At 31.8% G+C, this 22,209-nt stretch carries 22 protein-coding genes, 2 tRNA genes and 2 other annotated features; of the genes, 1 reads left to right on the top strand and 23 read right to left on the bottom strand.

All coding sequences use genetic code 11. The annotated features are described in order from the left end of the window. Nucleotides 1-19 precede the first annotated feature (19 nt). From rpoB to J2Z24_RS07075, 21 genes are all read right to left on the bottom strand, one after another. Nucleotides 20-3,730, bottom strand: a complete 3,711-nt coding sequence (gene rpoB, locus J2Z24_RS06975) for a DNA-directed RNA polymerase subunit beta (RefSeq protein WP_035152286.1) — start codon at nt 3,728-3,730, stop codon at nt 20-22. Nucleotides 3,731-4,023: 293 nt separating this feature from the next. Then, nucleotides 4,024-4,395, bottom strand: coding sequence for a 50S ribosomal protein L7/L12 (gene rplL / locus J2Z24_RS06980; protein WP_035152289.1), 372 nt, complete (start codon nt 4,393-4,395; stop codon nt 4,024-4,026). 31 nt (nt 4,396-4,426) lie between these two features. After that, a complete protein-coding gene (gene rplJ / locus J2Z24_RS06985; RefSeq protein ID WP_035152292.1) occupies nt 4,427-4,927 on the bottom strand; it encodes a 50S ribosomal protein L10 in 501 nt (166 codons plus the stop codon). 39 nt (nt 4,928-4,966) lie between these two features. After that, nucleotides 4,967-5,099 (bottom strand) — a sequence feature (ribosomal protein L10 leader region). Between the two features lie 38 nt (nt 5,100-5,137). Continuing rightward, nucleotides 5,138-5,827, bottom strand: coding sequence for a 50S ribosomal protein L1 (rplA, locus tag J2Z24_RS06990; protein WP_035152295.1), 690 nt, complete (start codon nt 5,825-5,827; stop codon nt 5,138-5,140). 56 nt (nt 5,828-5,883) lie between these two features. Beyond that, nucleotides 5,884-6,309 carry a 50S ribosomal protein L11 gene (gene rplK, locus J2Z24_RS06995; RefSeq protein ID WP_035152297.1) on the bottom strand — a complete coding sequence of 142 codons (426 nt, stop codon included), beginning with the start codon at nt 6,307-6,309 and terminating at the stop codon, nt 5,884-5,886. Between the two features lie 75 nt (nt 6,310-6,384). Next, entirely contained in the window at nt 6,385-6,906 is a 522-nt protein-coding gene (nusG, locus tag J2Z24_RS07000) for a transcription termination/antitermination protein NusG (RefSeq protein WP_035152299.1), read from the bottom strand. 49 nt (nt 6,907-6,955) lie between these two features. Continuing rightward, nucleotides 6,956-7,189, bottom strand: coding sequence for a preprotein translocase subunit SecE (gene secE / locus J2Z24_RS07005; protein WP_111947624.1), 234 nt, complete (start codon nt 7,187-7,189; stop codon nt 6,956-6,958). A gap of 37 nt (nt 7,190-7,226) precedes the next feature. Then, a complete protein-coding gene (gene rpmG / locus J2Z24_RS07010; protein ID WP_035152304.1) occupies nt 7,227-7,376 on the bottom strand; it encodes a 50S ribosomal protein L33 in 150 nt (49 codons plus the stop codon). Between the two features lie 192 nt (nt 7,377-7,568). Beyond that, nucleotides 7,569-8,762, bottom strand: coding sequence for an elongation factor Tu (tuf, locus tag J2Z24_RS07015; protein WP_035147406.1), 1,194 nt, complete (start codon nt 8,760-8,762; stop codon nt 7,569-7,571). A 77-nt stretch (nt 8,763-8,839) separates the two neighbouring features. Next, a tRNA-Thr gene (locus J2Z24_RS07020) sits at nt 8,840-8,915 on the bottom strand. Nucleotides 8,916-8,932: 17 nt separating this feature from the next. Next, nucleotides 8,933-9,007 (bottom strand) — tRNA-Gly (locus J2Z24_RS07025). Between the two features lie 70 nt (nt 9,008-9,077). Continuing rightward, on the bottom strand, nt 9,078-9,719 hold the full coding sequence (gene sigH, locus J2Z24_RS07030; protein WP_278320962.1) for an RNA polymerase sporulation sigma factor SigH: 642 nt from the start codon (nt 9,717-9,719) through the stop codon (nt 9,078-9,080). A 69-nt stretch (nt 9,720-9,788) separates the two neighbouring features. Next, nucleotides 9,789-10,301 (bottom strand): NYN domain-containing protein, encoded by a 513-nt coding sequence (locus J2Z24_RS07035; protein ID WP_035147403.1) that lies wholly within the window; start codon nt 10,299-10,301, stop codon nt 9,789-9,791. Beyond that, entirely contained in the window at nt 10,298-11,047 is a 750-nt protein-coding gene (gene rlmB, locus J2Z24_RS07040) for a 23S rRNA (guanosine(2251)-2'-O)-methyltransferase RlmB (protein WP_035147401.1), read from the bottom strand. The genes J2Z24_RS07035 and rlmB overlap by 4 nt, the downstream gene beginning before the upstream one ends. 18 nt (nt 11,048-11,065) lie before the next feature. Further along, entirely contained in the window at nt 11,066-11,800 is a 735-nt protein-coding gene (gene thyX / locus J2Z24_RS07045; RefSeq protein ID WP_035147398.1) for an FAD-dependent thymidylate synthase, read from the bottom strand. Nucleotides 11,801-11,844: 44 nt separating this feature from the next. After that, nucleotides 11,845-12,252, bottom strand: a complete 408-nt coding sequence (locus J2Z24_RS07050) for a Mini-ribonuclease 3 (protein WP_035147395.1) — start codon at nt 12,250-12,252, stop codon at nt 11,845-11,847. 36 nt (nt 12,253-12,288) lie between these two features. After that, a complete protein-coding gene (cysS, locus tag J2Z24_RS07055) occupies nt 12,289-13,689 on the bottom strand; it encodes a cysteine--tRNA ligase (protein WP_111947623.1) in 1,401 nt (466 codons plus the stop codon). A gap of 22 nt (nt 13,690-13,711) precedes the next feature. Beyond that, on the bottom strand, nt 13,712-14,923 hold the full coding sequence (gene ilvA / locus J2Z24_RS07060; RefSeq protein WP_035147391.1) for a threonine ammonia-lyase: 1,212 nt from the start codon (nt 14,921-14,923) through the stop codon (nt 13,712-13,714). Nucleotides 14,924-14,967: 44 nt separating this feature from the next. Continuing rightward, the gene (locus tag J2Z24_RS07065; RefSeq protein ID WP_035147386.1) at nt 14,968-16,680 is read right to left on the bottom strand and encodes a proline--tRNA ligase; all 1,713 of its coding nucleotides are present in this window, start codon (nt 16,678-16,680) and stop codon (nt 14,968-14,970) included. Nucleotides 16,681-16,759: 79 nt separating this feature from the next. Next, nucleotides 16,760-16,934: a binding site (T-box leader), on the bottom strand. 67 nt (nt 16,935-17,001) lie between these two features. Further along, nucleotides 17,002-17,691: a 2-C-methyl-D-erythritol 4-phosphate cytidylyltransferase gene (gene ispD / locus J2Z24_RS07070; protein WP_035147383.1), complete on the bottom strand. Its 690-nt coding sequence runs from the start codon at nt 17,689-17,691 to the stop codon at nt 17,002-17,004. Between the two features lie 159 nt (nt 17,692-17,850). Beyond that, a complete protein-coding gene (locus tag J2Z24_RS07075) occupies nt 17,851-18,948 on the bottom strand; it encodes a PIN/TRAM domain-containing protein (RefSeq protein WP_035147380.1) in 1,098 nt (365 codons plus the stop codon). A 294-nt stretch (nt 18,949-19,242) separates the two neighbouring features. Here J2Z24_RS07075 and J2Z24_RS07080 point away from each other — a divergent pair, with 294 nt between their 5' ends. Further along, nucleotides 19,243-19,641, top strand: a complete 399-nt coding sequence (locus J2Z24_RS07080) for a nucleoside triphosphate pyrophosphohydrolase family protein (protein ID WP_035147377.1) — start codon at nt 19,243-19,245, stop codon at nt 19,639-19,641. A 44-nt stretch (nt 19,642-19,685) separates the two neighbouring features. Here J2Z24_RS07080 and disA read toward each other — a convergent pair whose 3' ends face one another. Continuing rightward, entirely contained in the window at nt 19,686-20,759 is a 1,074-nt protein-coding gene (gene disA, locus J2Z24_RS07085) for a DNA integrity scanning diadenylate cyclase DisA (protein ID WP_035147375.1), read from the bottom strand. A 17-nt stretch (nt 20,760-20,776) separates the two neighbouring features. After that, complete coding sequence (gene radA / locus J2Z24_RS07090) at nt 20,777-22,141, bottom strand: DNA repair protein RadA (RefSeq protein WP_035147373.1); 1,365 nt, start codon at nt 22,139-22,141, stop codon at nt 20,777-20,779. Between the last annotated feature and the right edge of the window lie 68 nt (nt 22,142-22,209).

Here is a 22,209-nt window from a genome sequence, read left to right on the forward strand (position 1 = left end):
GGTACATCCTCCCTTCAAATTAGTGTTCATCATTAAAATCATCGAGTTCTAGCTCATTTTTAAACTCATCTAATGGTAAATCGTCATAATCTAAGTCCGGTTCTTCATCAGCTACTTCATTTTTTTCTTCATCTTCAACATAGTCATCAGATGGAGTAGGTGGAACATAATCTTCTGTTCCTTCAATATTTACATCTAGATCTTCTAATTCATCATCTACAGATTCTTTAAGTTTTATTTCTTGCTTATCGTCATTTAGCACTTTTACATCTAGACAAAGAGCCTGTAATTCCTTTATCAATACTTTAAATGACTCTGGAACACCTGGTTCCGGTATGTTTTCACCTTTAACAATAGCTTCATAAGTTTTAACTCTACCAACTACGTCATCGGATTTTACAGTAAGTATTTCCTGTAAAGTATGTGCTGCTCCATAAGCTTCTAACGCCCAAACTTCCATTTCTCCAAATCTCTGTCCGCCAAACTGAGCTTTACCACCCAATGGCTGCTGAGTAACTAATGAGTAAGGACCTGTAGATCTTGCATGAATCTTATCGTCAACTAAATGGGCAAGTTTTAATATATACATATATCCTACAGTTACTCTACTATCAAATGGCTCACCTGTTCTACCATCATATAACACAGTTTTACCATCTTCTGAATATCCTGCTTTCTTTAGACATTCATCTATTTCAGGCTCAGTTGCTCCATCAAATACAGGAGTAGCAATATGCCATCCTAGTTTTGATGCTGCTAAACCTAGATGTACCTCAAGAACCTGCCCTATATTCATACGTGATGGAACGCCTAGTGGATTTAAGCATATCTGAAGAGGTCTTCCATCTGGTAAAAATGGCATATCTTCTTCTGGTAATACTCTAGAAATAACACCTTTATTACCATGTCTTCCAGCCATCTTATCTCCTACAGATATCTTTCTCTTTTGAGCTATATAGCATCTTACTAGCTTATTAACTCCTGGTGGCAATTCATCACCATTTTCTCTTGTAAATATCTTAACATCAACTATGATTCCTGCCTCACCATGAGGAACTCTAAGAGATGTATCTCTAACTTCTCTTGCTTTTTCTCCAAATATAGCTCTCAATAATCTCTCTTCTGCAGTAAGTTCAGTTTCCCCTTTTGGAGTAACTTTACCAACTAAAATATCACCTGATCTTACTTCAGCTCCTATTCTGATTATTCCTCTTTCATCTATATCTTTTAATGCATCTTCACCTACATTTGGTATATCTCTTGTTATTTCTTCTGGTCCTAACTTTGTATCCCTAGCTTCTGCTTCATATTCTTCTATATGAATAGAAGTAAATACATCTTCTCTTACAAGTTCTTCGGATATAAGCATAGCATCCTCATAGTTATATCCTTCCCAAGTTATAAATCCTATTCTTATATTCTTACCTAATGCTATTTCTCCTAAATCTGTTGAAGGACCATCTGATAATACTGTTCCTTTCTCAACCCTTTCACCTTTAGAAACAATAGGTCTTTGATTAATACATGTACCTTGGTTAGATCTCTTAAATTTAAGAAGTCTGTAAGTGTCTATGCCACCATCTGAATCTCTCTTAACTCTAACCTCATTAGCACTAACATATGCAACTGTTCCTGCGTTCTTTGCCTTAGGGAGAACCCCTGAATCAACTGCCGCTTTATACTCTATACCAGTGCCCACAATTGGTGCCTGAGGTTTTAAAAGAGGAACTGCCTGACGTTGCATATTTGAACCCATAAGCGCACGGCTGGCATCATCATTTTCAAGAAACGGTATCATGGCTGTTGCAACAGATACTATTTGCCTTGGAGATACGTCCATAAAGTCAACTTCTGATTTTGGAATAACAAGAACTTCTTCTTTATCTCTTACAGTAATTTTTTCATCTATAAAATATCCATCATCGTCAAGTGGCTCATTAGCCTGGGCTATAAGATACTGATCCTCTTCATCAGCAGTCATATAAATAATTTCTTTTGTAACTCTACCTTCTTTTTTATCAATCTTTCTGTAAGGCGCTTCTATAAATCCATATTCGTTAACTCTTGCATAAGTAGCAAGTGAATTAATAAGTCCTATATTAGGTCCTTCTGGAGTTTCTATAGGACACATTCTTCCATAATGTGAGTGATGAACGTCTCTTACTTCAAAACCAGCTCTTTCTCTTGAAAGTCCACCTGGTCCTAATGCGGATAATCTTCTTTTATGTGTTAATTCAGATAATGGGTTAGTCTGATCCATAAACTGTGATAACTGAGAACTTCCAAAAAATTCCTTGATTGATGCTGCTACTGGTCTTATATTTATCAAAGCCTGTGGTGTTATTGATTCCTGATCCTGAATAGTCATTCTTTCTTTAACTACTCTTTCCATTCTTGAAAGACCTATTCTAAACTGGTTTTGTAATAATTCTCCCACAGATCTTAATCTTCTATTTCCTAAATGATCAATGTCATCTGTATATCCTATTCCATAAGGTAATCCTAATTCATAGCTTACAGTTGCATATATATCATCTCTTATTATATGTTTAGGTATTAAATCATGAAGTCTTTTTCTTATTTGTTCTTTAATACTTTCCTCATCACTATAATTATCCAATATGTCTTTTAGTACTGGATAATGAACAAACTCTTTTATATTCAAATCTTCTATATTAAATTGAATAAAGCTATGTATATCAACAAAATTATTTCCTATAACTCTAACTATTCTATCATCTACTTGAATGTCAACTACATTTATACCACTATTTTGTATTTCTACAGCTTTATCTCTATCAATCTTTTCTCCAGTTTGAACTAGAATTTCTCCAGTTTGTGGATTCACTATATCCTGAGCTGCAATTTGGTTTGCTATTCTTAAATTTAGGGCTAATTTTTTATTAAACTTATATCTTCCTACCCTAGATAAATCATATCTTTTAGCATCAAAAAATAAAGATTCGATAAGAGAAATTGCACTGTCTACAGTCGGTGGTTCACCTGGTCTTAATCTCTTATATATTTCCAATAAAGCTTCTTCTTTAGTCTTTGTATTATCTTTTTCTATTGAGGCTTTTAATCTTTCATCTTCTCCAAAAAAGTCTATAACTTCTGCGTCTGTTCCATATCCTAATGCTCTTACAAGAATAGAAATCGGTAACTTTCTTGTCTTATCTATCCTTACATATATAATATCATTAGAATCTGTTTCATATTCAAGCCAAGCTCCTCTGTTAGGTATAACAGTTGAAGAGAACAACGGCTTTCCAGTTTTATCAAGAGCTACATCATAATAAACTCCTGGTGATCTAACAAGCTGACTTACAATTACTCTTTCAGCACCGTTTATAATGAAAGTTCCCTGTTCTGTCATAAGAGGGAAATCTCCCATGAACACTTCCTGTTCTTTTACTTCTCCTGTTTCTTTGTTAATTAATCTTACACTTACTTTTAAAGGTGCTGCATAAGTAGCATCTCTCTCTTTGCATTCTTCAACAGAATACTTGATATTATCCATATCTAACTTGTAACCTACAAATTCTAAATTAAGGTTTCCTGTATAATCTTGTATTGGATTAATATCGTCGAAAACTTCTTGCAGACCTTCTTTTAAGAACCATTGATAGGAATCTAATTGAACTTCAATTAAGTTAGGCATATCGCCTACTTCTTTAAGCTTTGAAAAGCTCATTCTAGTTCTTTTACCAACCTGGACAGGATGTACCATTAACTTTCACCCCTTGCATAAACTAAAAATAACCACAAACACCATTTAGGTGTTTCTGGATTAGATACATTGCATCATATTAGTATAACCATATTTATCTAATAAATTCACAATTTAAATAAATAAATATCTTTTTTTATTTATTCACATTGTAATTATTATGTCCTTTTATGTATAATCAATGCAATTTACTATATTACCATAATGTTTTCATATTGTCAAGCTTTTTATATATTTATTTAAAAAAGAGGCACTTATCAAAAGTACCTCTTTTTATGTGATTTATATTAAAACTATTTTAATTCTACAGTTGCGCCAACTTCAGCTAACTTAGCTTTCATAGCTTCAGCTTCTTCTTTAGCTACGCCTTCTTTTAATGTCTTAGGAGCTCCGTCAACTATTTCTTTAGCTTCCTTTAATCCTAATCCAGTTATTTCTCTAACAGCTTTTATAACTTTAATTTTTTCTGAACCAGCACTTGCTAACACAACGTCGAATTCAGTTTTTTCTTCTCCAGCCGCAGCTCCTGCAGCTCCTGCAGCTCCTGCAACTGCTACTGGTGCAGCAGCACTTACTCCAAATTCTTCTTCACATGCTTTTACTAATTCATTTAATTCTAAAACGCTCATTTCTTTTATAGCTTGAATGATTTCTTCTCTAGTCATTATTAAGCACCTCCAAATTTTCCTAATTTAATTAAACTTCTTCAGATTCTTTTTTTTCTTTAATTGCATTTAATAAATATGCAAGATTTGATAATGGAGCCTTGAAGCTTCCAAGTAATTTTGCAATAAGTACATCTTTTGGTGGTATTGCAGCAAGCTGTTTTGTCTTATCTGCATCATAAACTTCACCCTGAACTATTGCACCTTTTAACTCAAGTTTCTTATGATTTTTTGCAAAATCATTAAGTACTCTTGCTGGAGCAGTTGGATCATCATATCCAAAAGCTAATGATATAGGACCTTCAAGTAAAGTTGTTATTCCATCATATCCTAATTCTTTAGCTGCTAAAATACTTAAAGTGTTCTTATACACTTTGTATTCTACACCTGCTTCTCTTAATTTCCTTCTTAATTCAGTATCTTCTTCTACTGTTAAGCCTTGGTAATGTGCTAATACAACACCTTCGGCTTTTTCCATTTTTTCCTTAATTTCAGCTACTTTAGCTTCTTTTAACTGTCTATTCTTGTTCACTGTGTGTCCACCTCCTCACAGTTTAAACTGCATATACTGTATATAAAAATTAAAGGTTTCTCCGTAGACACAGAGAAACCAATTATACCTCATCATATATTGGAACCCTCGGTAGGTTGGTTGCCCGTTACGCTTACGCACCTACTGTCTACGGTATATTTACTTATTCAACCCTTAAAATAATATCAAAAATCTATATTTATGTCAATACTATTCTAATACTTTTGTCGGATTAATTTTTACTCCAGGTCCCATTGTACTTGAAACAGCAACTGACTTAATATATTGTCCTTTAGCTGCTGCTGGCTTAGCTTTTACTACAGCTTCCATTAATGCATGGAAGTTATCAGCTAATTTTTCAGCTCCAAAAGATCTCTTTCCAATTGGAACGTGAACTATAGAAGTTTTGTCAACTCTATATTCAACTTTACCAGCTTTTATATCTGCTAAAGCTTTAGCCACATCAAAAGTAACTGTACCTGATTTTGGGTTTGGCATTAATCCCTTAGGTCCTAATACTCTACCTAATCTACCAACTAATCCCATCATATCTGGTGTAGCAACTACTACATCAAAATCAAACCAGTTTTCTTTTTGAATTTTTTCAACAAATTCTTCTGCTCCAACAAAATCTGCTCCAGCAGCTTCTGCCTCTTTAGCTTTTTCGCCTTTTGCAAAAACTAAAACTCTAACTGTTTTACCAGTTCCATGAGGAAGTATTACTGCTCCTCTTACTTGTTGGTCTGCATGTCTTGGATCAACTCCAAGTCTTACTGCAAGCTCAACTGTTTCATCAAATTTTGCTTTAGAAGTCTTAATCACTAAATCCATTGCTTCCGCTGGAGTATATAAAGCATTTTTATCAACTAATTTAGCACTTTCAATATAATTCTTTCCCATACTAATCCTCCTTTGTGGTTTTAACGGTTTATACCTCCCACTTATTTAAACAGTAACTATTCTTCTACAGTTACACCCATACTTCTTGCTGTACCAGCTACCATGCTCATAGCAGCTTCTAATGATGCAGCGTTTAAGTCTGGCATTTTAGTTTCAGCAATCTGCTTCAACTGTTCTTTAGTTATCTTAGCAACTTTAGTCTTGTTTGGAACGCCAGAACCACTTTCAATTCCAACTGCTTTCTTTATAAGAACTGCTGCTGGAGGAGTCTTTAGTATAAAACTAAAAGATCTATCCTGATATACTGTGATTACAACTGGTATTATTAATCCAGCTTGATTAGCTGTTTTGGCATTAAACTCCTTACAAAACGCCATAATATTTACACCATGTTGACCAAGCGCTGGTCCTACTGGTGGCGCTGGAGTTGCTTTTCCTGCAGGAAGTTGAAGTTTTATCATTCCTGTAACTTTTTTAGCCATAATTTACACCTCCTAATAAATGTGGTAATACGGATTTTAAATCCTCCCACTTGGTTAAGGCTTTCGCCTTTTAAATTAGTCTAATTTATCTATCTGAGTAAAATCAAGTTCAACAGGTGTTTCCCTGCCAAACATGTTAACAAGAACTTTAACTTTATGTTTTTCAATATTAATTTCTTGTATAACTGCTGGGAAGTTTTCTAATGGTCCCGAAACCACTTTTACACTTTCACCAACTTCTATGTCTAAATCTACCTGTCTTTCTATAATACCCATAGACGCAACTTCGTCATCTGTTAATGGCACAGGCTTAGACCCTGGGCCAACAAATCCTGTAACACCTCTGGTATTTCTAACTACATACCAAGAATCATCTGTCATTACCATTTTCACTAGTACGTATCCTGGAAATACCTTTTTCAATGTTACTTTCTTTTTTCCATCTTTTATTTCAACTTGTTCCTCCATAGGAACCTGTACATCACATATCCAATCATGAAGGTTTCTATTTTCTATGGTCTTTTCAAGATTTGCCTTAACCTTATTTTCATAACCAGAATATGTGTGAACCACATACCATCTAGCTCTCTCTGCCATATTCCAAGGGACGGGAATCTTATCTCGACCCCTACCTCCTTTTTACTATTTATTTGTAGATGATTTTAGATAAATTATTAAATCCTGAATCTATCACACCTACAGCCACCATATATACAAAACAAAATACTAACACTATAAGGGTAGCCTTTTTCACATCTTCTTTAGAGGCCCAGGTAATTCTTTTAAATTCACCTTTTAAATCTTTAAAAAACCTAATAACTCCACCCTTTTTTGGGGCAGTCACCTTAACTTCTTTTTTTTCTTTTAGATCAGCACTCATTTTTTCACATCCCTGAATATAATAATGCCTCTATGTACTATTTTGTCTCTTTATGAATTGTGTGCTTACGGCAAAATCTACAATACTTTCTCATTTCTAATCTATCTGGATCATTTTTCTTGTTTTTCATTGTGTCATAATTTCTTTGTTTACATTCAGTACAAGCTAATGTAACTTTCACTCTCATCTTTTTACACCTCCTGGTACTTATCCTGGTATTTATATAAAACGCAGGGAGATACTCTAATTAATTTTAAGCATTACCTTAATAATTTAACACAATTCAATTTATATGTCAATGTAATTTATTAAAAGAAATGCTGTACTTACTTAACTCTTAAAAGGACTAGGTCTAGAAACCCAGTCCTATTTAATATCACTATTCAACTATAGTAGTAACAACACCTGAACCTACTGTTCTTCCGCCTTCTCTTATAGCGAATCTTAATCCTTCATCCATTGCTATTGATGTGATTAATTCTACGTTCATATCAATGTGATCTCCTGGCATTACCATTTCTGTTCCTTCTGGTAATTTGATTGATCCTGTAACGTCTGTTGTTCTGAAGTAGAACTGTGGTCTATATCCATTAAAGAATGGTGTATGTCTTCCACCTTCTTCTTTCTTTAATACGTATACCTGACCTACAAATTTCTTGTGTGGATGTACTGATCCTGGTGCTGCTAACACCTGTCCTCTTTCGATATCGTCTCTCTGTACTCCTCTTAATAATGCTCCTATGTTATCTCCAGCCATTGCACTGTCTAATAACTTTCTGAACATTTCTACTCCTGTTACTACTGTCTTCTTCTTTTCTTCGCTTAATCCTACTATTTCTACTTCGTCTCCTACGTTTAGGATACCTCTTTCTACTCTTCCTGTTGCAACTGTTCCTCTTCCTGTAATTGTGAAGATATCTTCTACTGGCATTAAGAATGGCTTATCAGTTGCTCTTTCTGGAGTTGGTATATAACTATCTACTGCTGCCATTAATTCATCTATGCATTTTATTGCTTCTGCATCTGTTGGGTTTTCTAATGCTTTTAATGCTGATCCTACTACGATTGGAGCGTCATCTCCTGGGAATCCATATTCGTTTAATAATTCTCTTACTTCCATTTCAACTAATTCGATTAGTTCTGGATCATCTACCATATCTGCTTTGTTTAAGAATACTACTATGTATTCAACTCCTACTCTGGATGCTAGTAGTATATGCTCTCTTGTCTGTGGCATTGGACCATCTGCTGCACTTACAACTAAGATTGCTCCGTCCATCTGTGCTGCTCCTGTTATCATGTTCTTTACATAGTCAGCATGTCCTGGACAGTCTACGTGTGCATAGTGTCTGTTTTCTGTTTCATATTCTACGTGTGATGTATTGATTGTGATTCCTCTTTCTTTTTCTTCTGGTGCCTTATCTATTTCGTCATATTTGAATGCATCTGCAAATCCTTTGCTTGCTAATACTGTTGTGATTGCTGCTGTCAATGTTGTCTTACCATGGTCTACGTGACCTATTGTTCCTATATTTACGTGTGGCTTACTTCTTTCAAATTTTTCTTTTGACATTGTTTATTTCCTCCTTTATTTTTCAATAAATTTCGTAAGTAAACTTACCCTGGTGTGTTGCACTTTATATATTTTCTTGGAGCCCATGACCGGGATTGAACCGGTGACCTCCACCTTACCAAGGTGACGCTCTGCCGACTGAGCTACATGGGCAATTTTCCTAACTTTGTTGGAGCGGGAAACGGGGATCGAACCCGCGGCAACTAGCTTGGGAAGCTAGTGTTCTACCACTGAACTACTCCCGCCTACATAATCGAAATATTATATACCGATTATTAATTTTAATATAAGTGTACTATTTTGTCAATACAAAACTTATTTTATATTTAAACATTTCTCAAGTTTTCTTTTTACTCTTTGAAGTGCATTATCAATTGATTTTGCATGTCTATCTAAATCACAAGCAATCTCTTGATATGATTTACCATCTATGTACGACATAAGTACTTCCATTTCCAAATTGGAAAGCACCTCTCCTATTTCATTTTGAATATATCCCATTTCTTCTCTACTTATTATCAATTCTTCTGGGTCTGCAATTTTAGCTTCAGACAATATATCCATTAACGTTCTATCTGATTCCTCATCATAGATAGGTTTATTTAGGGAAATATAGGTATTCAAAGGAATATGTTTTTGTCTTGTAGCTGTTTTTATAGCTGTTATTATTTGTCTTGTCACACATAGTTCAGCAAAAGCCTTGAAGGATGATAATTTATCTGGCTTAAAATCCCTTATAGCTTTATACAATCCTATCATTCCCTCTTGATATATATCTTCCTTATCAGCTCCTATTAGAAAATAAGATTTTGCTTTTGACTTTACAAAATTCTCATATTTATTTATCAAGTACTCCTGAGCTCTAATATTTCCTTTTTTAGCTTCTCCTACAATTTCCTCATCTAGCATATTTTTAAAGAAAATTATATCTTTTACCTCATTAACCCCTTTTCCCACAATATCCCCCCTAGAAATTATACTACAAGTTAAATTATACCTTAGAAAGCTTTTTATAGTCAAGGGATTTCAATTACTTTTGCGAATTTTTTGAAGTTTTTCCAAAATATCACCTTTTATTCTATCCTCTATAGTACTTTTTTCAGATGAAATCTTTTTTTCAATTCTTGTATTTATAATTTTCTCTATGGATATTACTTCATGATAAAATTCTAAAGAGGACATACGTGTAGCGCCTCTTTGAAATGTAACTTGTTGTTCCATAAGATCCGAAGTCACTACACAAACGTCCGCTTTTCTTCCTATATTATTCACTTTTTTTTCTATAAAACTGTCAGCCGTTTCTCCTTCTTTTGTAAATACAACTATTAAAAAATTATCATACTTATCTTTTTTTTCAATGCTCTTTGCAACCATATGGGCATCAAAAACTAAAATAATTTTATATCCCTTATAAGAAGCATAATTTTGCAACATTTCAATAAGCTTTTGTCTTGCTGCTTCCAAACTATATGACTTTATCTTCTTTAATTCAGGCCAACTATTTATTACATTGTATCCATCTACAAATACATTTCTCACTTTTTTATTTTTACAATCCTTTGTTTCAATATTTCATACATAAGTATCCCTCCGGCTACAGATGCATTTAAAGATGTTATTTTCCCCATCATAGGTATCTTTATTATTACGTCACATTTTTCTCTTGTGAGTTTTGATATTCCTTTACCCTCGCTACCTATTACTAGCGCTATTGGTCCAGTAAGTTCTGTCTCATAGCAAAAACTATCAGTGCACATATCTGCACCATATACCCATATTCCTTCTTTTTTAAGTTCTTCAATGGCACTGTTTATATTAGGCACTTTAGCTACTTTCATATATTCAGCTGCACCAGCTGAAGTTTTATGCACAACAGGAGTTACTCCCACATTTCTTCTTTTAGAAATAATTATTCCATGTACTCCACATACCTCTGCCGTTCTCATTATTGCTCCAAAATTATGTGGATCCTCTATTTCATCTAGTACTACTATAAATGGATCTTCTTCTTTTTCCTTTGCATATTGTAAAATATCCTTTACAGTATAATATTTGTATGGCGTTATATAAGCTATAACACCTTGATGATTGCCAGTTTCAGATAGCTGCTCTATTTTTCTTCTATCTACCTCTTTCATAACTATACCTTTTTCCTTAGCCAAAGAAAAAATTACATTTATAGATCCTTTAGTATCACCTTTGGCAACCAGTATTTGTTCTATTGTATTATTAGAACGAAGAGCCTCTATTACTGCATTTCTTCCTTCAATTAAATCTTCTCTCATATATATTACCTCTTTGATTTACAGATATTTTGCCCTTACTTCTTCCATTTTACCACAGCTCATTTTCCCTTCTGGGCAATTTCCACATACACATGAAGGTCCGCTGTATTTAAATATTATTGGAGCTACTTCTTTCACTTCATTAAGCATAGCATTAGCTAATTCTCTAATTTCCCATTGAGCTCTATTACAACATCTATGCCTAAAAAAATTCATTAAACTTCTAGCATTCATTGTAAATATTATCTTAGTTTCACAAGCATTAGGGAAAACATATCGTGAGTCCTCAATAGCTTTTTTCTCAGCATCACTTGCCTTCATTCCCTCACTTATATACTTTTCTTCTAATAAATCAACTATTGCATTATAAGACTTTTGACTATTTTCCATAGCCTCTATAAAAATATTTTTAGCTTCCTTATTATTTTCTATTTCAGGAGGTATTATATACTCAAATTGATTTAATTTTACATATCTTTGACTTTGCTGAGAATAAGATGCTATTCTATGTCTTACTAGCTGATGAGTTAAACTTCTAGACACTCCCTCTGCTGCAAAAGTAAATGATATATGCTCTATAGGTGATTCATGTCCATATGATATTAACACATTTAAAAATTTATTTATCTTTTCATCATTTAAATTATCCTGTATTTCCTCAATTCCTACTGGACTATAACATAACTTTGCAGCTGAAGCTACAACTTTTTCTGGATTAGGTGTGTATTCTAATAATTTAACTTTTACCCCCATCTTGTACCTCCTATTATTTCCACTTATTTTTTCCATACATTATTCTAAATATTGATTATAGTATTTAAAATTTCATTTAATCTGTCCTTTTGATTAGTCAAATATAAAAATCCTATTACTGATTCAAATCCAGTAGCCATTCTATAATCCTGTACACTAGCATTTTTAGGAATAGTACCAGATTTAGCATTTCTTCCTCTTTTAAATATTACAATTTCATCTTCATTTAAAGTTTCTTGTATATTTCTTATGAATTCACTTTGAGCATGAGCTTTAACAAAACCAACTGACTTCTTATGCAATTTATGAACACACATATCTCTATTTTTATCTATAAGATAACTTCTTATAAAAACTTCATACACCGCATCACCTATAAAGGCTAAAACTAGTGGATTTAATGCTCTTGCTTCCTGTAACGTGAACTTGCTTGTAAACAAATTGATTTCCATTAGTATTTCTCCAATCCGACTCATAACCCTAAAGAACTAGTTTATTCTCTTCCACCTTACTCCTTGTGGAGTATCCTCAAGTACAATTCCTCTTTCTTTAAGCTCATCTCTAATTTTATCCGCTAAAGCCCAATCTTTTGTTTTTCTAGCTTGTTGTCTTTGCTCTATAAGCTTTTCTATTTCTTCATCTATGTTACCCTTTATTGATTTTTGTAATATTCCTAAAGGTTTTCCTAACTCTCTTATCATATTTAATGAATATTTAACTAATTCCATTGATGAATTAGCTCCTACATTAGTATTTACATCCCTTACCATATCATATATAACAGATATAGCATCCGCTGTATTAAAATCATCATCCATTTTTTCTATATATCTATTTTTGTATTCCTCTAAATGCCTTAGATAATCCTTTTCATTTTCTTGAATGCTCTCTTGTGTTACTTCATTTAAAAGATTTTCAAGATTTCCTATAGCATTATATAATCTATCCAATCCTGATTTTGCAGATTCTAATAATTCTTCACTAAAATTTAATTGAGCTCTATAGTGTCCGGATAACATAAATAACCTTACTACATCAGGCTCATATCTTTCTAATATTTCTCTTGCAGTAAAAAAGTTATTCAATGACTTTGACATTTTTTGATTGTTTACATTTAAGAATGCTGAATGCATCCAATACTTTGCGAAAGATTTTCCTGTTCTGCACTCACTTTGGGCAATTTCATTTTCATGATGTGGAAATATTAAATCATAACCACCTGCATGTATATCAATTGTTTCTCCTAAAAGTTTATGTGCCATACAAGAACATTCTATATGCCATCCTGGTCTACCTAATCCCCATGGACTTTCCCAGGCTGGCTCACCTGGTTTTTGCTTTTTCCATACAGCAAAATCCATAGGATCTTTCTTTCTCTCATCTACATCTATTCTAGCTCCTAGTTGAAGATCTTCTAAATTCTGTCCTGATAACTTTCCATATTCATTAAATTTTTTAGTTTCAAAATATACATCTCCATCTATTTCGTATGCGTAGCCCTTATCAATTAAGTCTTCTACAAAATTTATTATTTCATCCATAAATTCCGTAGCACGAGGATTTACTGTAGCTCTTTCAATGTTTAAAGCATCAGCATCTTTATAATATTCTTTTATAAATCTATCTCCCAGTTCTTTAACTGTAGTTCCTTCTTCATTAGCCCTTTTTATCATTTTATCATCTATATCTGTAAAGTTTTGAATAAAATTAACCTTATATCCTTTATATTCAAGATATCTTCTTACTGTATCAAAAACTATAAAAGTTCTTCCATTACCGATATGAAAGTAATTGTATACTGTAGGTCCACATACATACATACTCACTTCACCTGGTTTTATAGGAATAAATTCTTCTTTCTTTCTCGTCAATGTATTAAAGACTTTCATATATTAAACCTCCTTTTTATACTTAATCTATTACTTCTAAATTATATCCTTTTTTCCTTAAAGTATCTATTACTTTCTGAGCATGCTCTCTTGTTTCTATTTCTATTTCAAATACTACATTAGCATAATCAAGCCCTTTTTCATTCCAGTTATTATCTTGCCTTACTTTTACAACATTAGCTCCCATAGATACCACATTAGTTACTAACTGTCCTAATTGCCCTACTTTATCTTGTAGTTCAACCACAAATCTTATTCTTCTTTTTAGTATAATAAGTTCTCTATCAATTATTTTAGATACTGAAGCTATATCTATATTTCCACCACTTATTAATGAAACAACATTTTTACCTTTTAAATCAACTTTATCACTTAAAATTGACGCAATAGCTGCTGCTCCTGCTCCTTCTGCTATTAACTTAGAACGTTCTATTAAACAAAATATACCATAAGCTATTTCATCTTCAGATACTGTTACTATATCGTCTACATATTTTTGCATATATTTAAAAGTTATATCACCAGGAGTTTTAACCGATATTCCATCCGCTAAAGATTTAACTCCTGGTAAAGTTACTATCTTTCCCTCATCCAAAGAAGCTTTAGATGAAGCTATTATTGAAGGTTGAACTCCTATGATTTTTATATCTGGCTTAATTGATTTAGCTGCTAGTGCAATACCAGATATCAAACCTCCTCCTCCAATGGGAACAACAATAGCATCTGCTTCTGGAAGGTCTTCCAATATTTCAATTCCTATAGTTCCCTGTCCCGCTATAACCTGTTCATCATTAAATGGGTGGATAAAAGTTGCACCAGTTTCCTTTTGTACTTCTAAAGCTTTTGAATAACATTCATCGTACACTTCCCCATATTGTATTACTTCAGCTCCATATCCTTTTGTAGCCTTAACCTTTGCTTGTGGAGCAGTTATTGGCATTACAATAGTTGATTTAATACCAAAAGCTGCTGCTGCATATGCAACTCCCTGAGCATGATTACCCGCAGACGAAGCTATAACTCCTTTTCTTTTTTCCTCTTCAGTAAGACTAACAATTTTGTTATACGCTCCTCTTATCTTAAAAGCTCCTGTTTTCTGTTTATTTTCACATTTTAGATAAATATTAAGGCCACTTTCTTTTGTAAAAGTAGATGAATAAAACAACGGTGTTTTTCTTACTATACTTTTTATATTTTCTCGTGCCATTTGAATTTTCCCTAAATCTAAACTCATATTATATTCCCCCTGATTTAATAATTATTCGTTAAAAGTCTATACTATAATTTTAGATTATTTTTCTCAAATTCCTTCTTTACTTTGTTATAAACTTCTTCTATGTTAATAATTTCTAAATCATCAGAACTTCTCAACTTAAATTCTACATTGCCGTCTTTAATCTTCTTACCTACTGTTATTCTCATTGGTATACCTATTAAATCAGCATCTTTAAACTTAACTCCAGCTCTCTCATCTCTATCATCTAATAATACTTCTACACCCATATCTCTTAATTTATTATATATTTCTTCAGCTATTCTTACCTGTTCCTCATCCTTAGTTATCGCTGGTACTACTATAACTTGATATGGAGCTATAGATAGTGGCCATATTATTCCATTGTCATCATTATTTTGTTCTATTACTGTTGCCATAGTTCTATTTACACCTATGCCGTAACATCCCATTATAAGAGGCTTAGTGTCACCATTTTCATCTATAAAGTTTGCTCCCATATTTTCTGAATATTTAGTACCCAACTTAAATATATGTCCAACCTCTACTCCTCTTGCTATAGTCATTGCTTCTCCACATTTAGGACATTTATCTCCCTCTACTACTTTTCTAAAATCTCCCGTAGTACCTTTAAAATCTCTTCCATAATTCACATTTTCATAATGATATCCTGTTTCATTAGCTCCTATAATAAAATTATTCATATGTGATACTTCTTCATCTATTAATAATAAATCTACTTTAATTCCTATTGGTCCTACAAACCCAACTTCTGCTGAAGTAACTTGTTTTACTGTATTACTATCAGCCATATCAAAATCTATAGCTCCCCCAATAGCATTTATTACTTTTACTTCGTTAACTTCTCTATCTCCCCTAACCATAACTGCTACAACTTTATCATCTGCTTTATATATTAAAGTTTTAGCAAATTTTTTAGCATCAGTACTAAAAAAATTGATCAATTCTTCTATAGTTTTAATATTAGGAGTTGCTACTTTATTTAATTCCTTAAATTCTTCTTTTTCCGGAATATCAGGAGTAGATGGTGCTTTCTCTATGTTAGCTGCATATTCACAACATGTACAGAATGCTATTTCATCTTCCCCTATTTCTGATTTAACCATAAACTCAGCAGATCCTGATCCACCCATAGCTCCTGAATCTGCTTCTACACACTTACAACTTAATCCGCATCTTTTAAATATATTATGATATGCTTCATACATTTTGTTATAAGATATATCCAAGCCTTCATAATCTTTGTCAAAGCTATAAGCATCCTTCATTACAAACTCTCTTGACCTCATCACTCCAAATCTTGGTCTTCTCTCATCTCTATATTTAGTTTGAATTTGATATAAATTTAATGGCAATTGCTTATAAGATTTAATCTCATTTCTTGCTATATCAGTAAAAACTTCTTCATGAGTTGGTCCTAAGCAGAATTCCCTTTCATTTCTGTCCTTTAATTTAAACATTTCAGGTCCAAAAACTTCCCATCTTCCGGATTCTTTCCATAACTCTGATGGAAGTAATGCAGATGCCAAAAATTCTTGAGCTCCAGTCTTATCCATCTCATCTCTAACGATGTCTTCAATCTTTTTTATAACTCTTAGTCCTAAAGGCATATAATTATAAATACCTGATGCCATTTTTCTCATCATTCCAGCTCTTAACATTAATTGATGACTTAATATTTCTGCTTCTGCTGGAGTTTCTCTTAGTGTACTTATTAGCATTTTTGATAATCTCATAATTGTAGTTCCTCCTTAAACCATTATATAAAATAAACTTAAAATTATTAAAAATACAAAAAACAAAAAGCCGCCCCTTATTTAGGGCGACATATATCGCGGTACCACCTAATTTTTAACTTAATTCTAATAACGGATTTCTCCGGTAGGTTTTTCCTACAGCTCCAAAGTGGGTTCAAAACAGTTGAAAATCTCTCAGCTAATAATTTTCTCTCTGTAAATTTGTTCCTACTATTCTTTTTCACAGCTTACTATTTAATTATATAACTATTTATATACTATATTAATAAATAAAAAACTGTCAAGAGTATACTCAAAAAATTAATATAGCTTTTCTAAAATAGCTTCAGCAAATACCATATCTTCTGGTGTAGTAATCTTAATATTACTATAGTCTCCATCATAAATATAAACCTTATGTCCAAAAAACTCAACTATAGATGTATCATCAGTAAAATCATTTTCTTTATCTACAACATCTTCATGGCATTTTAATATTAATTCATATTTAAAACATTGCGGAGTTTGTATATTTATCAAAGTGTTTCTATCAATACTTTTTATTAAAAACCCTTTAATATCTTTTACTTTTACAGTATCTTTAGGCTTAACTCCACAGGAACATGCTCCATACATTTCAGCATATTCTATACCTTTTGATATTATATTATTCTTTACAAATGGTCTAGCGCCATCATGTATAAGTACTATATTGGCATCCCTAATTTCTTTTAATCCATTAAACACAGACTCTTGTCTATTTTTGCCTCCTGATACAATTGACTTAACTTTATTTATATTATACTTTTCTACAATGTTACTTTTACAGTATTGAACTTCTTCTTTAGCAGCCACTAAAATTATTCTATCTATTTTAGGGTGATTATTAAAAACTTCCAAAGTATATACTAAAATAGGCTTATCTTTTATTTTTAGAAATTGTTTATTTATACCCTTTCCCATTCTAGTCCCCTTGCCTGCTGCCACAACTATTGCACAGTTTTCCCTCATAGCTTACATCTTCTCCCTATAAAATTTATCAAGTCAAAAATAATATATATTACCATACTTAATTTTATATTATACTATATTTTAACGCCACTAATAAACCATATAAAATATAATTTATTAGTGGCGTTAGTTTTTATTTATGTTTGTATAAACTTTATCTTACTCAAAAGAATCCTTCTGTCTTGCAAATATCATTCTTCCTGCTGCAGTTTGAAGAACAGATGTAACAACTACATCAACAATTTCTCCTATATGTTTTCTTCCACCTTCTACTACAATCATAGTACCATCATCAAGATATGCTACTCCCTGATTAGATTCCTTACCATCTTTTATTATTTGTATCTTCATTTCTTCTCCTGGAAGTACCACCGGCTTTACTGCATTTGCTAATTCATTTATATTAAGCACTGGTACACCTTGAAATTCCGCTACTTTATTTAAATTGTAATCATTAGTTATTACTTTTCCATTCATTACTTGTGCTAATTTCAAAAGTTTACTATCTACTTCAGCTATATCAGGAAAATCTTTCTCATATATTTGTACATCAATATTAAGTTCTTTTTGTATTTTATTTAATATATCTAGTCCTCTTCTTCCTCTATTTCTCTTCAATCCATCAGAAGAGTCAGCTATATGCCTTAATTCTTCTAATACAAAGTTTGGTATTATAAGTGATCCTTCTATAAATCCTGTTTGACATATATCAAATATCCTTCCATCTATTATTACAGAAGTATCTAATACTTTTGGATCTGCTCTAAAACCTTTTCCTTTCTTTTCTTTAGTAATAGTTCCACTTTTCTTTATATTAGAGAATAAAGATAATATATCTTCTCTTTTTCTTAGCGCTATATTTGCGCCAAGAGCTGCCATTACTACTGCCATTACTACTGCTACCGCTACTCCCACAACAGGTATTCTAGCTAATAGACTGACAAATAGTGCTGAAATAACCAATCCAATAATAGCTCCTATTGTACCTATTATCACTTCATTGGTTGGTAATTTTTGAATACTTCTTTCTACATAATCCATAACTTTTATAATTCCAATAATAATCCAAGGGGATATTAAAAATAATATAAATCCAAATAATATAGTTGACATTAATATAAATAATGCTGTTTTTATAGGCCCTTGAACATACTGAAATTGTGATAAAAGCTCCGAACTTATAGCTTTTTCACCTATTATATATCCAATGGTTAGTCCTATAATTGTGAATAATCCTCTTAATATTTTTTTTAACATCCTAAATTCACCTCCTAATTAAATTATTTACACTTTATCTAACTTTCAATCCTATTAATATTTAATATATATTAATAAATTTTAATTTTCAATAAGCAGCCCTAGTATTTAATCAATTATTCATTAAAAGTTTTTAATGAATTAATATTTTAACTATCCCCCTATGATTGATTATAATTTTAATTTATTATATATATATAATAAATTTTACACCATCCTTCAGTTGACAAAATTGTCTGAAAAAAATTATAATTATCTGGAGAAATAACATATCAATATAAGGAGCTGAACTTTATGAAAGATTTAATATTTGATAATTTTCAAAATGCTGTTGAGGAATCATTATTAAGACATAAAAGTATTTTAGATATAATGACAAAATTACAAGAATCTGAAGGTCGAATAAATAGAGCTATAGTAAAATCTATTACAAACTGTGGTTGTATTAATGTTAATGCCCAAAAACAAGAATTACCAGATGAGGATGCTGATATAGAGGACTTATCTAAAATCTTAAAAAGCCATATAAAAGGTGATTTATGTGATAATTGCCGTGAGATCATTGAACGGGAAATAGGAAATAATTTATTCTATTTAACTTCTTTATGTAACACTTTAGATTTAAATCTTTATGACATATTTATTAAAGAATACGATAGAATAAATACTTTAGGCAAATATACATTAAGATAAAATACTTTTATAAATAGAGTAAGTAAATTAATTATTTACTTATTCTATTTATATCCTTGATGTTTATCTATCATTATTTGTTCTCTTAATCTTCTTAACCCATTTTTGATTGCCTTTGCTCTTGCCTCTCCAATTCCTTCAACCTTATCTAGTTGTTCATAAGTAGCTTCCATTACTGCCTTTAATTCTTTAAAGTTTTTAACAAGATTTTCAATTACATTTCCAGGTATTCTTGGTATTCTATTAAGCATTCTATATCCTCTAGGGGATATAAGTGTATCCACTAATGGAACTCCAACATATCCTAAACTTTTAGATATTGCATCTAAATTAAGTAATTCTTCTGAAGATAATCCTTGAATTTGTTTATATATGTCATTATAGTCCATATAAGTTTCACAGTAATCTCTAATTAAAAGTATTCCATCCTGTTCAACTGACTTTATCAATTCATTTAATTGCATAGAAATAAGTCTTCCTTCATTTCCTAGTTCACATATATATCTTTCCATTTCACTTACAATTCTCATAACCATTTCTGTTCTTTGTATTGCAGTCATAACGTCAAATAACGTTACTAAATCTTCAAACTCTAATACATTTAGATTATTTACAACTCTATCTAATACAGCAACATATTTTTCCAATGTTTGTAAAGCTTGATTTGCCCTTCCTAATATAACACTGCTATCTCTTAACACATATTTTATTGTACCTTTATAAACAGTTATAATATTTCGTCTTTGTGATATTGCTATAACAATCGTCTCTGTTTGTTTTGCTATTCTATCAGCTGTTCTATGTCTTGTTCCTGTTTCAAAAGTAGGTATACTCGAATCAGGCATTAACTGTGCATTAGCACGTATGATTCTTTTTAAATCACTACTTATTACTATAGCTCCATCCATTTTAGCTAGTTCATAAACATAAGATGGACTATATTCAGCATCTATAACAAATCCTCCATCTACTAAATTTATTATTTGTTCATTATCTCCTAATACTATTAGTCCTCCAGTTTTTGCTCTTAATATATTTTCTAATCCATCTCTTAAAGATGTTCCTGGAGCCATTATCTTAAGAATATTCATTAGTTCCTTATCTTTTTCCATTCTCATCTTAAATCACCTTACACTCAAAATACTTTTTGTATCACTTCTTTTAAAGATGATACCCCTATAACATTTATGCCAGTTAACTGTATTTTGTCCTTATTTCTTGAAGGTATAATAAAATTCTTAAATCCCATTTTTTTACCTTCATTTACTATTCTATCACAAAATGCTACAGGTCTTACTTCTCCAGTCAACCCAACTTCTCCTACTACTAATAACTTTTCTAACTTTGATTCATATCCTTTAATACTAGATATTAATGCTAATGAGATTCCCAAATCTCCAAAAGTGCCTTCTATATTAAGGCCTCCTACTACATTTACATAGATATCACAATTATAAAATGGTACCTTAAGTTTTTTTTCTAATACAGCCAATATAAGATTTATTCTGGAATTGTCTACTCCTACAGAAGTTCTTCTAGGCATAACAGCCTTTGTCTCACTTGCCAAAGCTTGAACTTCCACTAAAATAGGCCTACTTCCTTCCATAATTCCTATTACTATAGAACCTTCTTTATTAAATTCTGTATCTTCTAAAAACACTTCTGAAGGATTAGATATTTCTACAAGTCCACTTTCCCTCATTTCAAAAACCCCTATTTCACTAGTAGTTCCAAAACGATTTTTCATAGTTCTAAGTATTCTAAATTCTTCTGTTCTTTCTCCTTCAAAGGATAAAACCGTATCTACCATATGTTCTAATACTTTTGGCCCTGCTAAAGCTCCCTGCTTAGTTACATGAGCTACTATAAAAAATGGTATATTTCTATTCTTTCCTATTCTCATTATCTGATTTGAGCTTTCTCTAACTTGGGACACACTGCCTGGTGCTGATGTAACTGATGGACTATATAGGGTTTGTATAGAATCAATTATAACAAATATTGGTTTTGTATTATCTATATGTTGTTCAATGTCTTCTATATTTGTCTCGGATACAATAAAAAGTTCTTTAGATAAAGTTCCAAGTCTATCTCCTCTTATTTTTATCTGTTCTTCTGATTCTTCTCCTGATATATATAATACTCTTCCATATTTATTTGAAATGTTATTTGCCGCTTGTAATAACAAAGTAGATTTTCCTATACCTGGATCTCCTGATATTAATGTAAGAGATCCTTTAACTATTCCTCCACCTAATACTCTATTTAATTCATTAATTTCAGTATCAAGTCTTTCATAAGATATAGATTTAATATCTACTATACTTTGTGGTACACTATTATTTTTAATATTAGACAAAGTATTCCCAATAGAACTTTTTGAACTTTTCAACTCTTCTACCATGCTATTCCACACGCCACAATTAGGACATTTACCAATCCATTTTGGTGATTCATATCCACATTCTTGACATACAAAACAGCTCTTGACTTTCCCCATTAAATCAACTCCTAATATTCTGTACAAATTACTATTATACAATATTATTGCAAAGTTTTGTGAAGAAT

It is taken from the genome of Clostridium tetanomorphum (assembly GCF_017873215.1).
Taxonomy (GTDB): Bacteria; Bacillota; Clostridia; order Clostridiales; family Clostridiaceae; genus Clostridium_AO; species Clostridium_AO tetanomorphum.